The organism is uncultured Faecalibacterium sp. (assembly GCF_900066275.1).
Taxonomy (GTDB): Bacteria; Bacillota; Clostridia; order Oscillospirales; family Ruminococcaceae; genus Faecalibacterium; species Faecalibacterium taiwanense.
Map to the genome: position 1 here is coordinate 1 of NZ_FMFG01000043.1, position 18,905 is coordinate 18,905.

Annotated in this window: 18 protein-coding genes and 1 other annotated feature; of the genes, 10 read left to right on the plus strand and 8 right to left on the minus strand. The window is 58.8% G+C overall.

Features of this window, described 5'->3' with window-relative positions:
- Window positions 1–79: 79 nt before the first annotated feature.
- Both QZL71_RS11370 and QZL71_RS11375 read right to left on the minus strand, forming a co-directional pair.
- A complete protein-coding gene (locus tag QZL71_RS11370; protein ID WP_044953736.1) occupies window positions 80–880 on the minus strand; it encodes an SDR family NAD(P)-dependent oxidoreductase in 801 nt (266 codons plus the stop codon).
- A gap of 192 nt (window positions 881–1,072) precedes the next feature.
- A complete protein-coding gene (locus QZL71_RS11375) occupies window positions 1,073–2,290 on the minus strand; it encodes an ATP-binding protein (protein WP_223388176.1) in 1,218 nt (405 codons plus the stop codon).
- 169 nt (window positions 2,291–2,459) lie between these two features.
- Window positions 2,460–2,718 (plus strand) — a binding site (T-box leader).
- A gap of 93 nt (window positions 2,719–2,811) precedes the next feature.
- Here QZL71_RS11375 and ilvB point away from each other — a divergent pair.
- The 4 genes from ilvB to ilvD all read left to right on the plus strand — a co-directional run bounded on the left by ilvB (window position 2,812) and on the right by ilvD (window position 8,182).
- The gene (ilvB, locus tag QZL71_RS11380; protein WP_294648846.1) at window positions 2,812–4,476 is read left to right on the plus strand and encodes a biosynthetic-type acetolactate synthase large subunit; all 1,665 of its coding nucleotides are present in this window, start codon (window positions 2,812–2,814) and stop codon (window positions 4,474–4,476) included.
- Between the two features lie 15 nt (window positions 4,477–4,491).
- Complete coding sequence (gene ilvN / locus QZL71_RS11385; protein WP_294648848.1) at window positions 4,492–5,064, plus strand: acetolactate synthase small subunit; 573 nt, start codon at window positions 4,492–4,494, stop codon at window positions 5,062–5,064.
- A 236-nt stretch (window positions 5,065–5,300) separates the two neighbouring features.
- Complete coding sequence (ilvC, locus tag QZL71_RS11390; RefSeq protein WP_005942218.1) at window positions 5,301–6,320, plus strand: ketol-acid reductoisomerase; 1,020 nt, start codon at window positions 5,301–5,303, stop codon at window positions 6,318–6,320.
- Window positions 6,321–6,523: 203 nt separating this feature from the next.
- A complete protein-coding gene (ilvD, locus tag QZL71_RS11395; protein WP_005942221.1) occupies window positions 6,524–8,182 on the plus strand; it encodes a dihydroxy-acid dehydratase in 1,659 nt (552 codons plus the stop codon).
- A gap of 122 nt (window positions 8,183–8,304) precedes the next feature.
- Here ilvD and QZL71_RS11400 read toward each other — a convergent pair whose 3' ends face one another.
- The gene (locus QZL71_RS11400; protein WP_294648857.1) at window positions 8,305–8,985 is read right to left on the minus strand and encodes a sugar transferase; all 681 of its coding nucleotides are present in this window, start codon (window positions 8,983–8,985) and stop codon (window positions 8,305–8,307) included.
- Window positions 8,986–9,265: 280 nt separating this feature from the next.
- Complete coding sequence (locus QZL71_RS11405; protein WP_243139225.1) at window positions 9,266–10,483, minus strand: FtsW/RodA/SpoVE family cell cycle protein; 1,218 nt, start codon at window positions 10,481–10,483, stop codon at window positions 9,266–9,268.
- 296 nt (window positions 10,484–10,779) lie between these two features.
- Between QZL71_RS11405 and QZL71_RS11410 the strand changes: the two genes are divergently transcribed.
- The 6 genes from QZL71_RS11410 to upp all read left to right on the plus strand — a co-directional run bounded on the left by QZL71_RS11410 (window position 10,780) and on the right by upp (window position 14,676).
- On the plus strand, window positions 10,780–11,955 hold the full coding sequence (locus tag QZL71_RS11410; RefSeq protein ID WP_294648850.1) for a hypothetical protein: 1,176 nt from the start codon (window positions 10,780–10,782) through the stop codon (window positions 11,953–11,955).
- Between the two features lie 98 nt (window positions 11,956–12,053).
- Window positions 12,054–12,479, plus strand: coding sequence for a tRNA (adenosine(37)-N6)-threonylcarbamoyltransferase complex ATPase subunit type 1 TsaE (gene tsaE / locus QZL71_RS11415; protein WP_005942237.1), 426 nt, complete (start codon window positions 12,054–12,056; stop codon window positions 12,477–12,479).
- The gene (tsaB, locus tag QZL71_RS11420; RefSeq protein WP_120081365.1) at window positions 12,476–13,204 is read left to right on the plus strand and encodes a tRNA (adenosine(37)-N6)-threonylcarbamoyltransferase complex dimerization subunit type 1 TsaB; all 729 of its coding nucleotides are present in this window, start codon (window positions 12,476–12,478) and stop codon (window positions 13,202–13,204) included. Before tsaE ends, tsaB begins: the two co-directional genes overlap by 4 nt.
- Before the next feature lie 33 nt (window positions 13,205–13,237).
- Window positions 13,238–13,684, plus strand: a complete 447-nt coding sequence (gene rpiB, locus QZL71_RS11425) for a ribose 5-phosphate isomerase B (RefSeq protein ID WP_097776710.1) — start codon at window positions 13,238–13,240, stop codon at window positions 13,682–13,684.
- A gap of 19 nt (window positions 13,685–13,703) precedes the next feature.
- A complete protein-coding gene (locus QZL71_RS11430) occupies window positions 13,704–13,931 on the plus strand; it encodes a hypothetical protein (RefSeq protein ID WP_294648852.1) in 228 nt (75 codons plus the stop codon).
- 118 nt (window positions 13,932–14,049) lie between these two features.
- Window positions 14,050–14,676 carry a uracil phosphoribosyltransferase gene (upp, locus tag QZL71_RS11435; protein WP_005942246.1) on the plus strand — a complete coding sequence of 209 codons (627 nt, stop codon included), beginning with the start codon at window positions 14,050–14,052 and terminating at the stop codon, window positions 14,674–14,676.
- 102 nt (window positions 14,677–14,778) lie between these two features.
- On the opposite strand, the gene leuB is transcribed toward upp, so the two are convergent.
- The 4 genes from leuB to QZL71_RS11455 form a co-directional block, all read right to left on the minus strand.
- Window positions 14,779–15,852, minus strand: coding sequence for a 3-isopropylmalate dehydrogenase (leuB, locus tag QZL71_RS11440; protein WP_294648854.1), 1,074 nt, complete (start codon window positions 15,850–15,852; stop codon window positions 14,779–14,781).
- A gap of 184 nt (window positions 15,853–16,036) precedes the next feature.
- Window positions 16,037–16,528, minus strand: coding sequence for a 3-isopropylmalate dehydratase small subunit (leuD, locus tag QZL71_RS11445; RefSeq protein WP_005942253.1), 492 nt, complete (start codon window positions 16,526–16,528; stop codon window positions 16,037–16,039).
- An 18-nt stretch (window positions 16,529–16,546) separates the two neighbouring features.
- Window positions 16,547–17,806 (minus strand): 3-isopropylmalate dehydratase large subunit, encoded by a 1,260-nt coding sequence (gene leuC / locus QZL71_RS11450; RefSeq protein ID WP_005942255.1) that lies wholly within the window; start codon window positions 17,804–17,806, stop codon window positions 16,547–16,549.
- A gap of 198 nt (window positions 17,807–18,004) precedes the next feature.
- Window positions 18,005–18,905, minus strand: a 901-nt coding sequence (locus tag QZL71_RS11455) for an alpha-isopropylmalate synthase regulatory domain-containing protein (RefSeq protein ID WP_294648855.1), incomplete at its 5' end; no start/stop codon positions are given.

The window sequence follows — 18,905 nt, forward strand, 5'->3', positions numbered from 1 at the left end:
TAATCAGGCCTAAACACAAAAGGGGCTGTGCCGCTGGCACAGCCCCTTTTGCATGTGTGAGGAAAAATGAGAAGAGCAATTACGGGCGCAGACCCATGCCGCCCTCCAGCGTGAGAGTCTCGCCGGACAGATACTTGAAGTCCGGCATGGCCAGCTGCACGCATACCCGGCCGATCTCGGTCTCGGGGTTGGCATAGTGGCCCATGGGCGGCATCTTGACGTTGGCTTTGAACGCATCCGGGTATGCCTGCTGGAATTGCTCCAGCTTGGCGGTCCAGGCCAGCGGGCAGATCACGTTGACATTGATGCCATCCTTGCCCCACTCAGTAGCGGCCACGCGGGACAGGCCGCGGATGCCCTCCTTGGCGGCAGCGTAGGAGCACTGGCCAAAGTTGCCAAACAAGCCTGCACCGGATGCAAAGTTGATCACGCTGCCCTTGGACTTGGCCAGATAGGGATAGCAGGCCTTCATATAGTAAAATGCAGCGTACAGGCCGGAATAAAGGGCCAGATCAAACTGCTCGGTGGTGTGCTCTGCCAGCGGCACGCCGGAAGCGGATGCCTGTGCGTTGTTCACCAGCACTTGAATGCCACCAAAGGTATCTACAGCCTGATTGACGACATTTTGCACGGTGGCTTCGTTGTCGGTGCCTGCACACACATCTGCCTGCACCGGCAGAACGCGGATGCCATACTTGGCTTCCAGCTCGTTTTTTGCCTCTTCCAGTTTTTTCACATTACGGCCAGTGATTACCAGATTTGCGCCCTCTTTTGCAAAGGCGGTGGCAATGCCATAGCCGATGGAGCCGCAGCTGCCATCGGAAAGTACGGCGCGGCCTGCGCCGGTGATGATAGCGGTCTTACCCGTTAAAAAGCCCATAGTTGCCCTCCAGAAGTGCTCAATTGGCTGATGTTGGCCATATTATAGCCTGAATTTCAATAGAATGCAAGGCTTTTTACCGATAAATAAAAAATAGACAAAGAATGCCGAGAAGGTGAAAAAATTCACGACTTCTCGGCATTTTGTGAAAGATTTGTCAGAGACTTTGATGTTAAAATAAAGACAAACTAATTACTTCTGCACGCCCGCCTCGCACTGCTCAATAAACTGCTTTGCCACGCGGGGACTGCGGCCGCCGGCGCGGATGGCAAAGGCTTCGGCTTTGACCAGCAGCTGATCCATCGGCATGTCGATGCCGTGCTGCTTTGCCAGTTCGGCCAGAATGGTCTCAAACCGGGCCTTCTCCGGCCGCTGGAAAGTGACCGTCAGGCCGAATCGGGCCGAAAGGCTCATCAGCTCCTGCCGGGTATCGGCTTCGTGAATGTCGTCGCCGGTGCGGTCGGTCAGTGTTTCTTTAATAAGGTGGCGGCGGTTGGAGGTGGCGTATACCGCAATGTTCTTGGCTCTGCCGCCTACGCTGCCCTCCAGAATGGCCTTCAGGGCGGCAAAGTTGTCGTCGTTGGCGGTAAAGCTCAGGTCGTCGATGAACAGGATGAATTTGAGCGGGTTCGCGGCCAGCTTGTCCATCAGATCCGGGATCTGGTAGAGCTGGTTCTTCTTCACTTCCACCAGCCGCAGGCCTTCAGGTGCAAACTCATTGGCAATGGCTTTCACCGCACTGGACTTGCCGGTGCCTGCATCGCCGTACAGCAGCACATTGTTGGCGGGCATCCCGGCCAGCAGGGCCTTTGTGTTGGCAATGACCTTTTCGCGCTCCTTCTCGTAGCCGGGCAGCTCGGAAAGGCGCTGAGGGTCCGGGTATTTCACCGGCACCAGCTGGCCGTTCTCCACCGTGAACACATGGTGCTTGGCAAACATGCCATAGCCCTTTTTTCCCACTTCGCTCATGCGCTGGGCGTAGGCGGCAGGCAGGTCGATGCCGGAGGTCTCCCACCGGGGCAGGAAAGCCAGCTCCTGCGCCTGCCCTGTGGCAGAACCGGCAGCGGCCAGCAGTTCGTCCAGCGTCAGGCCGCACAGAGCCTGCAGAAAAGCCAGTTCACTGTCCAGCGCGGTCTGCAGTGCAGGGGCAAGGGTGCCCGATGCAGCCTGACGCACGCAGACGGTCTCGGCTTCCAGCACAGCGGCGCTGAGGTAGCTGCCCCAGTTGGTGGTGTGCTCGAACAGTGCGGCTTCAAATTGGGCCACAGCGTCGCACACCGGGCCATAGCCGGGCGCACCGGCTTCCATGCGGTCGGTCAGGTCCAAAAGCTTTGCCACAACGGGGTCGTCCAGCAGGCTGCGGAAAACAACAAGCCCGTGCAGCCGGGCATTCCATTCTCTCAATTTCATATTCCTGTCCTCTAGTTGGTCTTAAATTAAACGCGCAGGCGCGCATATCAGAAGTATACAGCGCATTGTGCCATGGCGCAAGAGGTGTTCAATTAACTTCATGTTTGGGGTGATTCAGGTTACAAATTGTCGATTGACAAAAGGCCGATTTATAGTATAATTTACATCAACAAATGCGCAGATGGGAAAAAGTACCACACGATCCCCACTGTTCAGAGAGCTGCCGTCTGGTGCAAGGCAGTCAGTGCTTCGTGCGGAAAATCATCCCGGAGCAGCCTGCCCAACGGGTGCAAAACCCTTGTAAGCAGCGCCGGTTGCAGCCGTTACCGTGCAGGGCTTTGTTGGAAGCCCGTGAGAGGGTGTGCACAGCACGCCAACGAGAGTGGTACCGCAGAGAGCTTGATGATCACAAGGTCTTTGTCTCTTGATAACAGGGGACAAAGGCCTTTTCTTTTAAAAAAGAAGCTCCCCGGGAACGTGTAAAAAGTGGAAAAAGGTTAGGAAAACAGGAGAAACTCACCATGCAGTTGAATGGTTCTCAGATTTTTGTGGAGGTCCTCTGCGAGCAGGGCGTGGACACCCTTTTTGGTTATCCCGGCGGCGCAGTGCTGAACCTTTACGATGAGCTGTACAAGAATTCGGACCGCATCACCCATGTGCTGACGGCACATGAACAGGGCGCGGCCCACGCGGCAGACGGCTATGCCCGCGCGACCGGCCGCACCGGCGTGGTGCTGGCTACCAGCGGCCCGGGTGCCACCAATCTGGTCACCGGCATTGCCACGGCCTATATGGACTCGGTGCCCATGGTAGCCTTTACCGGCAACGTGACCACGGACGGGATCGGGAGGGACAGCTTTCAGGAAGCCTACATTGAGGGCATCACAATGCCCATCACCAAGCACAATTTCACGGTGCGCCGGGTGGAAGAGCTGGCCGATACCATGCGCTCTGCCTTCCGTATTGCACAGAGCGGGCGCAAAGGCCCGGTGCTGGTGGATATCCCCAAGGACGTGACGGCAGCGGTATGCGAGTTCACCCCCAAAAAGCCGGAGCCCATCCGCACCGTTACCACCTTCAACGCAGAGCAGGTCAAGTGGGCAGCGGATCTTATCAATGCGGCCCAGCGCCCGCTGGTCTACTTTGGCGGCGGCGTGCGCAGCGCAGCCTCCTGCCAGCCGCTGCGTGATCTGCTGCACAAGGCAGAGATCCCGGCCACCTATACCCTGATGGCCGCAGGCGTTGTGCCCTACGGCGACCCGATGAACATTGGCATGGTGGGTATGCACGGCTGTTACACCTCCAATCGTGCCGTGGCCGACTGCGACGTGCTGATCGCAGTGGGTACCCGCTTCTCGGACCGTGTGGCCCTGAACCCCAAGACCTTTGCAAAGAATGCCACCATCATCCAGATCGACATCGACCCCAGTGAGCTGGGCAAGAATGTGGAGGTCGATCTTTCCATCGTGGGCGATGCCGCTTACGTGCTGAACGCCATGCTGCCGCAGATCGAGGAAAAGAAGCATCCCGACTGGATGAAGATGATCCATGAGTGGCAGGCACAGGATTACCACCCGGTGTCCGACCCCACCCGCCTGATGCCCCATCAGGTGATCGGCGAGGTGTGCAACCAGTGCGGCCCCGAAGCTGTGTATGTGACCGATGTGGGCCAGCACCAGATGTGGGCGGCACAGTACCTGCGCCACGCTAAGAGCCGTGGCTTTATCACCAGCGGCGGTCTGGGTACCATGGGCTTTGGCTACGGTGCCGCCATTGGCGCACAGATGGCTCTGGGCCGCGACCAGCGGGTGGTCATGTTTACCGGCGACGGCTCCTTCCACATGAACCTGAACGAGGCCTGCACCGCCGTGAGCTATGAGCTGCCCATCATCACCGTGATCTTCAACAACTCGGTGCTGGGCATGGTGCGCCAGTGGCAGAACATCTTCTACGAAAAGCGCTACAGCCAGACCGACCCCCACCGCAAGACGGACTTCGTCAAGCTGGCCGAGGGCTTTGGCCTGAAGGGCTACCGCTGCAGAAACCTGCCGGAGTTTCAGGCTGCCTTTGCCGATGCAATGAAGCAGAAAGGCCCTACTTGGATCGAGTGCATCATCGATAAGGACGAAAAGGTGCTGCCCATGATCCCCGGCGGCGGCGACATCAACGACATCATCATGGAATAAGGAGGACACAGCAATATGGAAACCAACAAACGCAGGGTCATCAGCCTGCTGGTGGACAACCAGAGCGGTGTTCTGGCCCGTGTGTCCAGCCTGTTCTGCCGCCGCGGCTTCAACATTGACAGCCTGACCGTTTCGGCTACCAACGACCCGGCGGTCAGCCGCATCACCGTTACCATCACCAGCGACGAAAAGGCACTCAGCCAGCTGATCCTGCAGACCGAGCGTCTGGAGGTCACCCGTCAGGTGTTCGTGCTGGACGGCGAAAAATCTCTGGAACGGGAACTGCTGCTGCTGAAGGTAGCATCCGATGTGCACAACCGCAGCGAGCTGCGGGAGATCGCCAGCATCTACAAGGCCAAGATCATCGACCTTTCGCCGGACAGCATGGTGTTCGAGCTGATCGGCAAGCCGGATAAGATCGATGCCTTCCTGAAAATGTTTACAGATTACAAAATTTTGGAGCAGTGCCGCACCGGTGTTACCGCACTGGAGCGCGGCGGGATGCATCAGCATATGCAGAAGCCTCCGCAGGAGGTGCGCGAAGCACAGCTGCCTCTGCCGGGGACCCACTGCCCGGAGAGAAAGTAAGAACGAACCCTCTCCGTCACGGCTGCGCCGTGCCACCTCTCCCGAAGGGCGAGGTTTTATGCATCATCAAAAGAGAAGGTATGATAAAAGCTCCCCCCTCGGGGGAGCTGGCATCGAGCAAAGCGAGATGACTGAGAGGGTTAAAACTTCGCTTTTCCGCTCTCAAGGAGCGAAAAAATAAAATGTTTACAATCAGCCACTGAATAAACACAAAACAAAAAAGGAGAACAACTACCATGGCTATCAAGAAATACTACGATTCCGACTGCAACCTCGGCGTGCTGGACGGCAAGACCGTCGCTGTCATCGGCTTCGGCAGCCAGGGCCACGCCCATTCCGAGAACCTGGCCGAGAGCGGCGTCAATGTCGTTGTCGGTCTGCGCAAGGGTTCTGCTCACTGGGAGAAGGCTTCTGAGTTCGCAGCAACTCACGAGAACTTCAAGGTCATGGAAGTGGAAGAAGCTGCCAAGGCCGGCGACGTTGTCATGATGCTGGTGCCCGACGAGCTGTGCGCCGACATCTATAACAAGCAGGTGGCTCCCTACATGACCGAGGGCAAGGCACTGGCCTTTGCACACGGCTTCAACATCCACTTCAAGACCATCACTGCTCCCAAGAACGTGGACGTTATCATGATCGCTCCCAAGGGCCCCGGCCACATCGTCCGCCGCCTGTACACCGAGGGTGAGGGCTGCCCCTCTCTGATCTGCGTGGAGCAGGACTACACCGGCAAGGCTAAGGATATTGCTCTGGCATACGCTTCCGGCATCGGCGCTGGCCGTGCAGGCATCCTGCAGACCACCTTCAAGGAGGAGACCGAGACCGACCTGTTCGGCGAGCAGGCAGTGCTGTGCGGCGGCGTTTCCGAGCTGATCCACGCCGGTTTCGATACGCTGGTGGAAGCTGGCTACGAGCCCGAGATGGCATACTTTGAGACCTGCCACGAGATGAAGCTGATCGTTGACCTGATCAACGAGGGCGGCTTCTCCAAGATGCGTTACTCCATCTCCAACACCGCTGAGTACGGCGACTACCGCACCGGCAAGCGCCTGATCACCGCCGAGACCCGCAAGGAAATGAAGAAGGTTCTGACCGAGATCCAGGACGGCACCTTCGCTTCCGAGTTCCTGACCGAGATGAGCCCCAACGGCGGCCGCAAGGTGCACTTCCTGGCAAAGCGCCGCATGGAAGCAGAGCTGCCCATCGAGAAGGTCGGCGCAGAGCTGCGCAGCATGATGAGCTGGCTGAAGAAGTAATCAACTCCCCCAGTCGCCTGCGGCGACAGCCCCCTCAAAGAGGGAGCCTTTTGCCTGATCGCAGCGTGAAGCCTCCCTCCGTGAGGAAGGTGGCATCGCGCAAGCGATGACGGAAGGAGTTCAGCCAAAACTTGTGATAAAATCAGGAAAGATTCCCTCCTTTGGGAGGGAGTCTTTTGCTATAAGAAAAAGAGGAATAAACAATGAGAAGTGACAACGTGACCAAGGGTTCGGAGCGTGCGCCGAACCGCAGCCTGTTTTATGCACTGGGTTACACCCCGGAAGAGCTGGAGCGTCCGCTCATCGGCGTGGTGAGCGCCTACAGCGAGATCGTGCCCGGCCATATGAATCTGGACAAGATCGCCGATGCCGTCAAGGCCGGCGTTGAGATGGCAGGCGGCACGCCCATCCTGATCCCCGCCATTGGCGTGTGCGACGGCATCGCCATGGGCCATGTGGGCATGAAGTACTCGCTGGCTTCCCGTGAGCTGATCTGCGACAGCGTGGAGACCATGCTCATGGCCCACCAGCTGGACGGTCTGGTGCTGGTGCCCAACTGCGATAAGATCGTGCCCGGCATGGTGATGGCAGCGGTGCGCATGGATGTGCCCGCTGTGGTCTGCTCCGGCGGCCCCATGCTGGCCGGTACCTACGGCGGCGAGGAGGTCAGCCTTTCCAAGATGTTCGAGGCTGTGGGTGCCTACAAGGCCGGTATGATCACCGAGGATCAGCTGGAAGACTGCACCTGCAACTGCTGCCCCAGCTGCGGCAGCTGCTCCGGCATGTACACCGCCAACAGCATGAACTGCCTGTGCGAGGCCATCGGCATCGCACTGCCCGGCAACGGCACCATTCCTGCCGTCTACTCCAAGCGTCTGCAGCTGGCAAAGCACGCCGGTATGGCCATTATGGATATGGTCAAGAAGGGCATCACCGCACGCCAGATCATCAACGAGCGCTCCATCCGCAACGCTCTGACCTGCGATATGGCTCTGGGCTGCTCCACCAACACCGTGCTGCACCTGCTGGCCATCGCTTATGAGGCCGGTGTGCCCATCGACCTGAAGCTGTTCAATGAGATCAGCGCCAAGACCCCGAACCTGTGCCATCTGGCACCGGCCGGCCCCACCCACATGCCGGACCTGTACGCCGCAGGCGGCATCCCTGCCGTGCAGGCAGAGCTGGCCAAGAAGGGCCTGCTGGATCTGGATGTGCCCACCGTTACCGGCAAGACGCTGGGCGAGAACATCAAGGGCGCACACATCCTGAACGACAAGGCCATCCGTCCCATCGACAACCCCTACTCCCAGACCGGCGGTCTGCAGATCCTGTGGGGCAACATTGCACCGGACGGCTGTGTGGTCAAGCGCAGCGCTGTGGCCCCCGAGATGCAGCAGCATTCCGGCCCGGCCCGCGTGTTCAACAGCGAGGACGAGGCCATTGCTTCCATCTACGCGGGTAAGATCGTCCCGGGCGATGTGGTGGTCATCCGCTACGAAGGCCCCAAGGGCGGCCCCGGTATGCGTGAGATGCTGAACCCCACCTCCGCACTGGCCGGCATGAAGCTGGACAAGACAGTGGCCCTCATCACCGACGGCCGCTTCTCCGGCGCAAGCCGCGGCGCAGCCATCGGCCATGTCAGCCCGGAGGCTGCTTCCGGTGGTCCCATCGGCCTGATCGAGGAGGGAGATACCATCAACATTGATATCCCCAATGCCTCCATCACGCTGGAGGTCAGCGACGAAGTTCTGGCCCAGCGCAAGGCAAAGTATGTTGCACCCGAACCCAACATCAAGACAGGCTGGCTGAGCCGCTACGCACGCATGGTCACCAGTGCAAATCTGGGCGCTGTGCTGAAGTAATTTGATGATCTAAGCAAAAACAGAGGGACGACCCCGCGTCGTTCCTCTGTTTTTTGTTTCCTGAAGGCTATCTGTAAAAAAAATCGGCAAAGCCCGCAGGCTCTGCCGATCTGTGATCCGAATTATTCTCCGTGGCCGAACAGCACCGCACGGAAGGTGCGGAAGATGATACGCCAGTCTACCAGAAAGCTGCGTTCCTTGACGTACTTCACATCCAGTGCCATCCATTCGTCAAAGCTCAGCTGGTTGCGGTGCGGCGCGATTTGCCAGTAGCAGGAAAGGCCCGGTGTCACGTACAGCTGCTGCCATTCATAGGGCGTGTACTGGGCCACCTCACGGGGCAGCGCCGGGCGCGGGCCCACGATGCTCATATCGCCCATGAGGATGTTCACCAGCTGAGGCAGCTCGTCGATGCTGGTCTTGCGGATGAAATGGCCCACCCGGGTGATGCGGGGATCGTCCTTCATCTTGAACACCGGGCCGTCCATCTCGTTGTCCTGCAGCAGATCGTTGAGCTTGCTCTCAGCGTTCGGGCACATGGAACGGAACTTGTACAGCCGGAACAGCTTGCCGTTGCGGCCCACCCGCAGCTGGCTGAACACCGGGCTTGCACCCGGGCTGTCGATCCAGACTGCAATGCAGGTGAGGAGCATCAGCGGGGAAAGTGCGATCAGCGCCAGCAGAGAAAAGAAGATATCCTGTGCACGGCGCACACACCAGTAGGCGCGGTGCTCGTGAAGATTCGTCTTACGATCGATCGTAATCGGCTTGCGGATGCCAAGCTCTGCGCCGGGTTCCTCCATCCAACCGGTCTGCAGCCAGTATTCCGCTTCTGGCGCAGTGGTTACAGTTGTCATACTTAGATTCACTCCATTGATCCTATAACATGAAAACAGGAGAGCCCCAAACTCTCCCACACAGTTATTGCACCTATTGCACAATAAAACTGCAAACTTCTGTACAATTTTACCATGTGTACAGGCGGATTGCAAGAGAGTTGAACCATTTTTTGTCTGGTATATCAGAAAAAACCGGATCACAGAGGTGGAAAACGATGAACAGACAGACCGGTGCGCCAGAGCCTTACCCGAACAGGCTCTTTGTGTTGTGCATATAGACCGACAGCACAAGCCCCACGCAGATATACAGCATCAGCACCGAGCTGCCGCCCGCAGAATAAAAGGGCAGGGTGACGCCGATGACCGGCAGCACCCGCAGATTCATGCCCACATTCACTGCGATCTGCGCCATCAGAGCGCCGCCGATGCCGGCGCAGATATAGCTGCCCAGCAGATCCTCGCTGCGCGCACCGGTGGCAAAGGTCTTGATCACCAGTGCCAGCAGTGCCCCCAGCACGATGCACAGGCCCACAAAGCCAATGACATTGCCCATCCAGCTGAGAATAAAGTCGTTGTGGGCATTGGGCACGCTGTAGTACCGGCCGCTGAACAGGCCGTTGCCGAAGATGCCGCCGGAGCCGATGGCGATCTCGCCGCGCTGCTGCTGGTAGATGATGTTTTTCCAGGTGGCTTCGTTGGGTGCCCAGCCGGTGGAATTCTCCGGGTCGATAACGGCCAGAATGCGGTACCACTGGTAGCCCTTGCCGATCTTATCGCTGAAAAAGGCAAACGCCGCCGCCACGGCCACAGCTGCTGCCGAAATGGCACCGATGATATACTTCCAGCTCAGGCCCGCTGCAAACATCATGCAGCAGCCGATGATGGCGTAGATGATGGCGGTGCCGTCGTCGCCCTGAATGTGGATGATAAGGATGGGCACGGCCAGATGCAGCAGAAGCTTTACCAGCTCCTTTGGCTCGTTGATGCGGCTGCGCACATTGTTCAGGTGCATGGCAAAGGTAAGGATAAAGCTGATCTTTGCCAGCTCCGTGGGCTGGAAGGTAAAGCCGCCCAGCTTGTACCAGGAGTAGTTGTCGGTGTCACCGGCGTTGAAGCCGATGGTCAGCGGGCCGATGGCCACATTGCGGATGAACAGCGTGGGCAGCACCAGACCCCATGTCAGGGCTACATGCACCGGCCACACCTTGACAAGGCTGCGGTAGTCGATGCAGGAGAGCAGCAGCGCGATCACGATGCCAAGCCCGGCTGCTGCCGCCTGCACCAGCGCGCGGCGGTAATCGCCGATGCCGGTAATAGCACCAGTGATCTCGTCCGTGGCAAAGCCGTTGCCCTGCTTTGCGGCCCAGGAGGCAAGAGCCACCACCGCCATGGTGCTGCTGAAGATGCACAGCAGCAGATAGATCTTATCTGTTCGTTTAAAATATTGTCGAATGCTTTCCAAGAAAGCACCACCTTTCGTTCCCAGATGCACACCGGGTTTTGCCGCTGCAGCGGGCAATACCAACCCAGTTTATCCTATTATACACAGCCTGCACACCGTTTGCAATCCACCGGGTGTGACAGCTTTGCAAAATCCGCACGAATGCTTGACAAAGCAGACCGCACCATCTACAATGAAGGTGCAGCAGAAAGCTCCTTTGCAGAGCGCCTGCCGCGCAAAGAAAATGGCAGGAAGATGCCTGCTGGAAAAGGGCGGCGTGCCGCATTGGGCGGCAGATATGCCCGGAGGAAATGGGAATGGAACACGATATGCTCCGCCGTTTTGGGTGTGCACTGTGCGTTCTGGCTTTCGCGCTCACAGCGCTGCCCACAGCGGCTTTTGCACAGCAGCCGGAAGAACAGGCGGCTGTGCAGCAGAGCCTTTCGGCCACAGATGTGCGCGAGATGCAGCAGGCAGATGCTGCTGTGACCGCACTGACCGGAGGCAGCGACTATGCACAGATGACCGAGGACGAGCGCACAGATGCTGCTTTGCAGCAGCTGGATGCGCTGACCGCACAGGGCCTTGTGAAGCAGGGGTCTGTCTACACCGATGCCGAAAACGGCATGATCAGCTTTACCTACAGCTGCGGCGCGCTGGGCGGCATCTTGCTTACCGACCCGGAGGAGGAGAACACCGCAGCCCTGCCGGAGCTGGACGAGAGCCAGCTGCAGGAGCTGGCAGAGAACAAGCGGGTGGGCACGGCGGCGATCTATTATGCGTTTGACAACACGATCAACAGCACCCGCTACCCGTATTATGCCTACATGCAGACCTATTGGGATTCGGTGGGCCTGCAGACGGATCTGGATACCACCGTTACCGTATCCGACCTGCGCAGGATGGGCCGTTACGACCTGTGCATCCTGAGCACCCACGGCGCGTACTACACCTATGAATACGGCTGGCTGTTCAAAAAGACCGCCACGGAACCGCTGATCCTGCTGACCGAGAGATCGGATTTCTGGAGCGATCTGCGCTATGGCTTTGACCTGCTGGCCCACCGCGTGGTCAAGGTGAACGGTATGTATGCCGTCAACGGCGATTTCTTCCGCAGTGCCTACCGCGGCAATGGCATCGTGCTCAGCGAGACCTGCGAGTTCTACGGCAAGAACGGCCATGTGGACACCTCTATGGCAGACGGCCTGCTGGCAGGCGGTGCCAAGGCGGTGATGGGCTATGTGAACAATGTCTACTCGGTGTATTCCCGCAGTATGCTGTGGGCCGCTGTGAACCGGATGATCGAGGGCGAAACGCTGGAACAGGCCGTGGACTATGCCAAGAGCATCTACGGCACCGATGATATCATCTGGTACAACGAGCAGGGCGGCAGACGGTCCCATGCGGCGGCATCCTATGCGATGCTCAGCGGAGACCGAAGCGCTGCACTGCCCAACCCCTACACGGCAGCGGATGTGGATGCGGCGGCGTAAGCAACACACGGCATTGCACTTTTGCACAAAGTATATTATACTAAAGGACGGCAGAGCATTCTGCCGTCCCTTTTGCTTTATAAAATGAGGTAAGCTTCATGTCAGAATATATCACCCACTCCCGCGCCGAGACGGTGGCGCTGGGTGCCCGTATGGCCGCAGTGCTGGCACCGGGTTCGCTGGTTGCGTTCACCGGCGGGCTGGGCGCGGGCAAGACCGCTTTTACCGAGGGCCTTGCAGAGGGTCTTGGCTGCACCGACCCGGTGTCCAGCCCAACCTTTGCCATTGTGAACTACTACCGCGGCCCAAAGCCGCTGGCGCACTTTGACCTGTACCGTATTTCCACTGAGAACGACCTGTGTGCTGCAGGCTTTTACGATTATTTGGATCAGGGGGCCATTGTGGCAGCAGAGTGGAGCGAGAACTTTGCAGACCTGCTGGCACTGGAAAACCCCATCCGGGTGGATATCCAGCGCGTGGACGAAAATACCCGCAGGATCACCATTGAGGGGGTAACGCTATGAACATCTTAGCTGTGGATACAGCGGGCAAAACGGCTGGTGTGGCTCTTTTGCAGGATGACCGCCTGCTGTACGAGGTGTATCTGGACGCAGGCATGACCCACAGCGAAACGCTGATGCCCATGATCGACACCTGCCTGAAGATGTGCGGCATGACCTGTGCAGACATTGACTTGTACGGTGTCAACGCAGGCCCCGGCAGTTTTACCGGGCTGCGCATCGGTCTGGCGGCGGTCAAGGGTCTGGCCTTCCCGCGGGAAACGCTGTGCGCACCGGTCTCCACGCTGGAAGCACTGGCCGCAGCCCACACGGGCGAGGGCACCGTGCTGTGCGCACTGGATGCCCGCCGTGCGCAGGTATACAGTGCCGCGTTCGACCTTGCCACCCACAGCCGCCTGCTGGAAGACGATGCCCGGGCGGTGGCAGATTTGGCCGATTTTGTAGAAAATTGCAAAAAGCCCCTGTTTTTTGTTGGTGATGGCGCATCTCTGTGCTATAATAAATACGGCAGTGTGCCGGGCGTGCTGCAGGCACCTGCGGCCCTGCGCGGCGGGCGTGCTGCTGCAGTGGCCCTTGTGGCAAAGCAGATGGCCGAAGCCGGAAAGGCTGTGCTGCCGGAGGCTGTGCTGCCGGACTACCACCGCCTGAGTCAGGCCGAGCGGGAGCGCGCAGAGCGCCTTGCAGCAGAAGCTGCAGCCAATGCCGCCCAAAACAAGGAGCAGGCATAAAACCCTGCGTGACTGAGAGAAAGGAACATTTCCATGGCAAAACCCATTGCACTGGCCGCTGACCACGGCGGATTTGAATTGAAAGAAGCTGTCAAGGCGCATCTGAAGGAGCTGGGGCTGGAATACATCGATTTTGGCACCCATAGCACCGACAGCGTGGATTACCCCGATATGGCCGTGCCCGCCTGCGATGCAGTTGTGAGCGGCGAGTGCAGCAAGGCACTGCTGTTCTGCGGCACCGGCGTGGGCATCAGCATGGCAGCAAACAAGATCAAGGGCATTCGTGCCTGCTGCTGCTCTGACAGCTTCAGCTGCGAGTATACCCGCCGCCACAACGATGCCAACGCTCTGTGCATGGGCGGCCGCGTCGTGGGTGCAGGCTTGGCCTGCCAGCTGGTGGATCTCTTCCTGAATACGGAGTTTGAGGGTGGCCGCCATCAGCGCCGCATCGACAAGCTGACCGCACTGGAGAACCGCTGATTCTAAGGAAAAATATTTTTTGGATTTCGCGTTTGTCGCGGCCCCGACGCTTGTCAGGGCAAAGCCCTTCCATCTGCTATCGCAGATCGCGCGCCTGCTTGAAAGACCCACTGGGGCTTTCATTGCTGCGCAACCGCAGGGCCGCTCCAAACGCATTTTCACGAAAAAGGCCATAAGGGAACATGAATCTTTTCGTTACGACCCTTCCTGTGAAAAAGAGCATTCAAAAAATCCGCAGATTTTTTGAATGCTCAAAATATAAAAATAAAATTTCCACTGACAATGGCGAAGCGTATGCGGAGCTGTTTTAAATCGTAATCTTGGACCCGATAGAGTTATCTATTTAAAATAAGGAGCGTGTTTTTATGACCCCGATGATCGTTGAGCATCCGCTGCTGCAGCACAAGCTGAGCATTCTGCGCAACAAGCAGACCGGCACCAAGGAGTTCCGTGACCTTGTTGGTGAGATCGCGACCCTGCTGTGCTACGAAGCGACCCGTGACCTGCCGCTGGAAGAGGTGGAGATCGAAACACCCATCACCATGGCAAAGACCAAGGTGCTGGCTGGCCGCAAGCTGGCTCTGGTGCCCATCCTGCGCGCAGGCATGGGTATGCTGGACGGTATGCTGACCCTGCTGCCCGCTGCAAAGGTGGGCTTCATCGGCCTGTACCGCGACGAGGAGACCCTGCAGCCTGTGGAGTACTTCTGCAAGCTGCCGCAGGATATTGCAGAGCGTGACGTTCTGGTTCTGGACCCGATGCTGGCCACCGGCGGCAGCGCCATCGACGCCATCACCCAGATCAAGAAGCATGGCGCAAAGCGCATCAAGTTCATCGGTCTGATCGCCGCTCCGGAAGGCATCAAGGCCCTGCACGAGGCACACCCTGATGTGGATATCTACCTCGGCGCACAGGACGACCACCTGAACGAGAACGGCTATATCGTTCCCGGTCTGGGCGACGCAGGCGACCGCATCTACGGCACCAAGTAAGAAACTGTATCACGGAAGGGCAGCTGGGAACAGCTGCTCTTTTTTGTGCAGACGAAAAGGGGAACGACGGCTGTCGTTCCCCTTTGTGCGTTATGGAAAAACTCAGATCTCGGCCAGAATAGCATCGCCCATGGCGGTGCAGCCAAGGCAGGTGCAGCCCTCGCTCATGTTGTCGGCGGTGCGCAGGCCCTTGTCCAGCACCTTGTTCACGGCGGTCTCAATGGCATCGGCCTCCTCGGCCATGCCGAAGGAGTAGCGCAGCATCATGGCGGCAGACAGGATGCAGGCGGTGGGGTTCACGATGTCTTTGCCCGCAATATCGGGGGCCGAGCCGTGGATGGGCTCATACAGGCCGCGGGTGCCGTCACCCAGAGAGGAGGACGGGATCATGCCGATGGAGCCGGTGATCATGGAAGCCTCGTCCGACAGGATGTCGCCGAACATGTTTTCGGTAACGATCACGTCGAACTGGGCGGGGTTCTTGACGATCTGCATGGCGCAGTTGTCCACGAACATCTCGCTGTATTCCACATCCGGGTATTCGGCCTGCAGGCGGTGCATCACGCTTCTCCACAGGCGGCTGGTGTCCAAAACGTTTGCCTTGTCCACGCAGCACAGTTTCTTGCGGCGCTTGCGTGCGGTCTCAAAGCCGATGCGGCCGATGCGCTCGATCTCGTGCTCCGCGTAGGGCATGGAGTCGATGGCCTGCTTCTCACCATTCTCGAGGGTGTGGGTCTCGTGATTGCCAAAGTATACGCCGCCGATCAGCTCACGCACGATGATGAAATCGATGCCCTGTGCCACGATCTCGGGCTTCAGGGGGCTGGCAGGAGCCAGCTGCGGCCAGATCTTGGCCGGGCGGTTGTTGGAGTACAGGCCCATGCCTGCACGCAGGCGCAGCAGGCCCTTCTCCGGGCGCTGCTCACCGGGCAGGCCCTCCCACTTGGGGCCGCCCACGGCACCCAGCAGGACGCTGTCCGCAGCAAGGCACTTGTCCAGCTCGTGCTGGGGCAGCGGGTCGCCGTACTTGTCAATGGCTTCGCCGCCCATGGCAGCGTCGGTGTAGTGGAAGGTGTGGCCGTACTTTTCGGCCACCTTGTCAAGCACGCGGATGGTCTGCTTGACGATCTCCGGGCTGGAGCAGTCGCCCCAGATGACAGCAATGTTTTTTTCCATGGGAAACTCCTTCTATCGGTTTGAACCCTCTCAGTCAATGCCTGCGGCATTGCCAGCTCCCCCGAAGGGGGAGCTTTTCAGGCGGGTAAGATATTGTTCGTTGTTTATCCTAGAAGAAAATACATTCGGGAAGATGGCAAAAAGCTCGCCCTTTGGGAGAGCTGGCGCGAAGCGCCTGAGAGGGTTACTGCTGCTTCGCCTTGATGGACTTCATCAGTCCACCGGCAGAGATGATCTCCTGGATGAACGGTGGGAAGGGCTCGGCATGGAACACCTTGCCGTTAGTCTCATCGGTAATGACACCGGTGTCAAAGTCTACGCTCACGGTGTCGCCCGCATTGATGGCATCCACAGCCTCCGGGCACTCCATGATGGGCAGACCGATGTTGATGCTGTTGCGGTAGAAGATGCGGGCAAAGCTCTTGGCGATCACGACCGAGATGCCGGCGGTTTTGATGCACAGCGGTGCGTGCTCACGGGAGGAGCCGCAGCCGAAGTTCCAGCCGCCCACCATGATGTCGCCGTCCTTCACCTTCTTGACGAAGTCCTTGTCGATGTCCTCCATGCAGTGGCTGGCCAGCTCTTTGGCATCTTGCGTGTTCAGGTGGCGGGCCGGGATGATGACATCAGTATCCACGTTGTCCGGGTATTTGAAAACAGAACCTTTTGCGTTCATTGTTGTGCTCCTTTCCGATCAGACCGTGCGGGGGTCGGTGATGCAGCCGGTCAGTGCGCTGGCGGCGGCAGTGGCGGGAGAAGCAAGGTAGACCTCGCTCTTCACATGGCCCATGCGGCCCACAAAGTTGCGGTTGGTGGTGGAAACGCAGCGCTCGCCCTCGGCCAGAATGCCCATGTAGCCGCCCAGACAGGGGCCGCAGGTGGGGGTGGACACGATGCAGCCTGCATCAATAAAGGCAGTGGTCCAGCCGCGCAGGATGCATTCCTTGTAAACGGCCATGGTGGCGGGGATGATGATGCCGCGCACGCCCTTGGCGATGTGCTTGCCCTTGAGCACGTTGTAGGCGGCTTCCATGTCCTCCAGACGGCCGTTGGTGCAGCTGCCGATCACAACCTGATCGATCTTGATGTCCTTGCCCTCGCTGGCAAGGTGGGTGTTCTCGGGCAGGTGGGGGTAGCTGACGGTGGGTTCCAGCTTGTCCAGATCGATCTCAATGGTCTTTTCGTACTCGGCATCCGGGTCGGCCTCAAAGAACACCGGCTCACGCTGGCTGCGGCCCTTGAGGTAGCTGCGGGTCACATCGTCCACAGGGAAGATGCCGTTCTTGGCACCGGCTTCGATGGCCATGTTGCAGATGCACAGGCGGTCGTCCATCGTCAGGCTGGCAACGCCCGGGCCGGTGAACTCCATGGATTTGTACAGCGCACCGTCCACACCGATCATGCCGATGATGTGCAGGATCAGATCCTTGCCGGAGACGCGGGGGCCGAACTTGCCCTTGAGCACGAACTTGATGGCAGAGGGCACCTTGAACCATGCCATGCCGGTGGCCATGCCGGCAGCCATATCGGTGGAGCCGACACCGGTGGAGAAGGCACCCAGTGCACCATAGGTGCAGGTGTGGCTGTCCGCACCGATCACGCAGTCGCCTGCGGTCACGATGCCTTTTTCCGGCAGCAGAGCGTGCTCAATGCCCATCTGGCCCACATCGTAGAAGTTGAGGATGTCGTACTTGTTGGCGAACTCGCGGCACTGCTTGGACTGGGTGGCGCTCTTGATGTCCTTGTTGGGCACAAAGTGGTCCAGCACGATGGCAATGTGCTCTTTGTCGAACACACCGTCAAAACCGGCCTTTTCAAACTCGTTGATGGCAACCGGGGTGGTGATGTCGTTGCCCAGCACGATGTCCAGCTTTGCATTGATGAGCTGGCCTGCCTTGACCTCGGCAAGACCGGCATGTGCGGCAAGAATTTTCTGCGTCAGGGTCATTCCCATGATGGTACTCTCCTTTTGATACTCTCTATTGGATAGGCGGCTTGCCCTCTCAGCTTCGCTTCGCTCAGCAGCTCTCCCAAAGGGAGAGCCTTTGGCAGTCCACGTAAACTTCATCTCTTTGCCAAGGCCTCTCCCTTTGGGAGAGGTGGCACGGCGTAAGCCGTGACGGAGAGGGCGAGGACGCTGCCCTCTTTTTAATTATTTATTATTGATGGCGCTCACCAGTGCCTTGATGCCAGCCACGATGATATCGGTATCCGTACCGGCACCCCATGTGACGGTGTTATCGCCCCAGACAAGGCCGACGTAGGAGGCAGCGCGGGAGGTGGAGCCTTCGTCCAGACTGTGCTCGGAGTAGGTCTCGAGGTGGAACTCCATGCCGGTGGCACTCTGGATGGCGTTTGCCACAGCGTCCAGACGGCCATTGCCCACCGAGGTGACCACCTTGCGCTGACCGTTCAGTTCCAGCGTGACGGTGGCGGTGATGCCGCCCACCTGTGCAAAGTGGGCTTCCAGAACGTTGAGCGGCTTGCAGCGGTTGAGGAAGGCATCCTCGAAGATGTGCAGCACCTCGTTTGCGCTCAGCTCCTTGTGGCTGTGGTCGGAAACACTCTTGACCTTGTAGCCCAGCGCCTCGCGCATTTTGGGCGGCAGGTTGTAGCCGAAGTTCTGCTCCAGCACAAAGCCGATGCCGCCCTTGCCGCTCTGGCTGTTGATGCGGATAACATCGGCATCGTAGGTGCGTCCGATGTCGTGGGGGTCAACGGGGATGTAGGGGCAGGTCCAGCGGTGTTCGCCATGCTCCTTGCGGTAGGCCATGCCCTTTGCAATGGCATCCTGATGGCTGCCGGAGAAGGCGGCAAACACCAGCTGACCGGCGTAGGGGGTGCGCTCGTAAATGTGCATCCGGGTCACCCGCTCGTAGGTGGCGCAGATGTCCGGCATATCGGAGAAGTCCAGCTTGGGGTCCACGCCGTGGCTGTACATGTTCATGGCCAGCGTCACCGCGTCCACGTTGCCGGTGCGCTCGCCGTTGCCGAACAGGCAGCACTCCACCCGCTGTGCACCCGCCAGCACGGCCAGCTCTGCGCAGGCCACG

Excerpts from the sequence above, each read along its gene's own strand:
- tsaB (WP_120081365.1), top strand. The coding sequence starts at position 12,476 with ATGAACATCTTAGCTGTGGATACAGCGGGCAAAACGGCTGGTGTGGCT.
- leuB (WP_294648854.1), bottom strand. The coding sequence starts at position 15,852 with ATGGAAAAAAACATTGCTGTCATCTGGGGCGACTGCTCCAGCCCGGAG.
- ilvB (WP_294648846.1), top strand. The coding sequence starts at position 2,812 with ATGCAGTTGAATGGTTCTCAGATTTTTGTGGAGGTCCTCTGCGAGCAG.
- ilvC (WP_005942218.1), top strand. The coding sequence starts at position 5,301 with ATGGCTATCAAGAAATACTACGATTCCGACTGCAACCTCGGCGTGCTG.
- ilvN (WP_294648848.1), top strand. The coding sequence starts at position 4,492 with ATGGAAACCAACAAACGCAGGGTCATCAGCCTGCTGGTGGACAACCAG.
- tsaE (WP_005942237.1), top strand. The coding sequence starts at position 12,054 with ATGTCAGAATATATCACCCACTCCCGCGCCGAGACGGTGGCGCTGGGT.
- rpiB (WP_097776710.1), top strand. The coding sequence starts at position 13,238 with ATGGCAAAACCCATTGCACTGGCCGCTGACCACGGCGGATTTGAATTG.
- QZL71_RS11410 (WP_294648850.1), top strand. The coding sequence starts at position 10,780 with ATGGAACACGATATGCTCCGCCGTTTTGGGTGTGCACTGTGCGTTCTG.
- QZL71_RS11375 (WP_223388176.1), bottom strand. The coding sequence starts at position 2,290 with ATGAAATTGAGAGAATGGAATGCCCGGCTGCACGGGCTTGTTGTTTTC.
- leuD (WP_005942253.1), bottom strand. The coding sequence starts at position 16,528 with ATGAACGCAAAAGGTTCTGTTTTCAAATACCCGGACAACGTGGATACT.
- leuC (WP_005942255.1), bottom strand. The coding sequence starts at position 17,806 with ATGGGAATGACCCTGACGCAGAAAATTCTTGCCGCACATGCCGGTCTT.
- ilvD (WP_005942221.1), top strand. The coding sequence starts at position 6,524 with ATGAGAAGTGACAACGTGACCAAGGGTTCGGAGCGTGCGCCGAACCGC.
- QZL71_RS11400 (WP_294648857.1), bottom strand. The coding sequence starts at position 8,985 with ATGGAGGAACCCGGCGCAGAGCTTGGCATCCGCAAGCCGATTACGATC.
- upp (WP_005942246.1), top strand. The coding sequence starts at position 14,050 with ATGACCCCGATGATCGTTGAGCATCCGCTGCTGCAGCACAAGCTGAGC.
- QZL71_RS11370 (WP_044953736.1), bottom strand. The coding sequence starts at position 880 with ATGGGCTTTTTAACGGGTAAGACCGCTATCATCACCGGCGCAGGCCGC.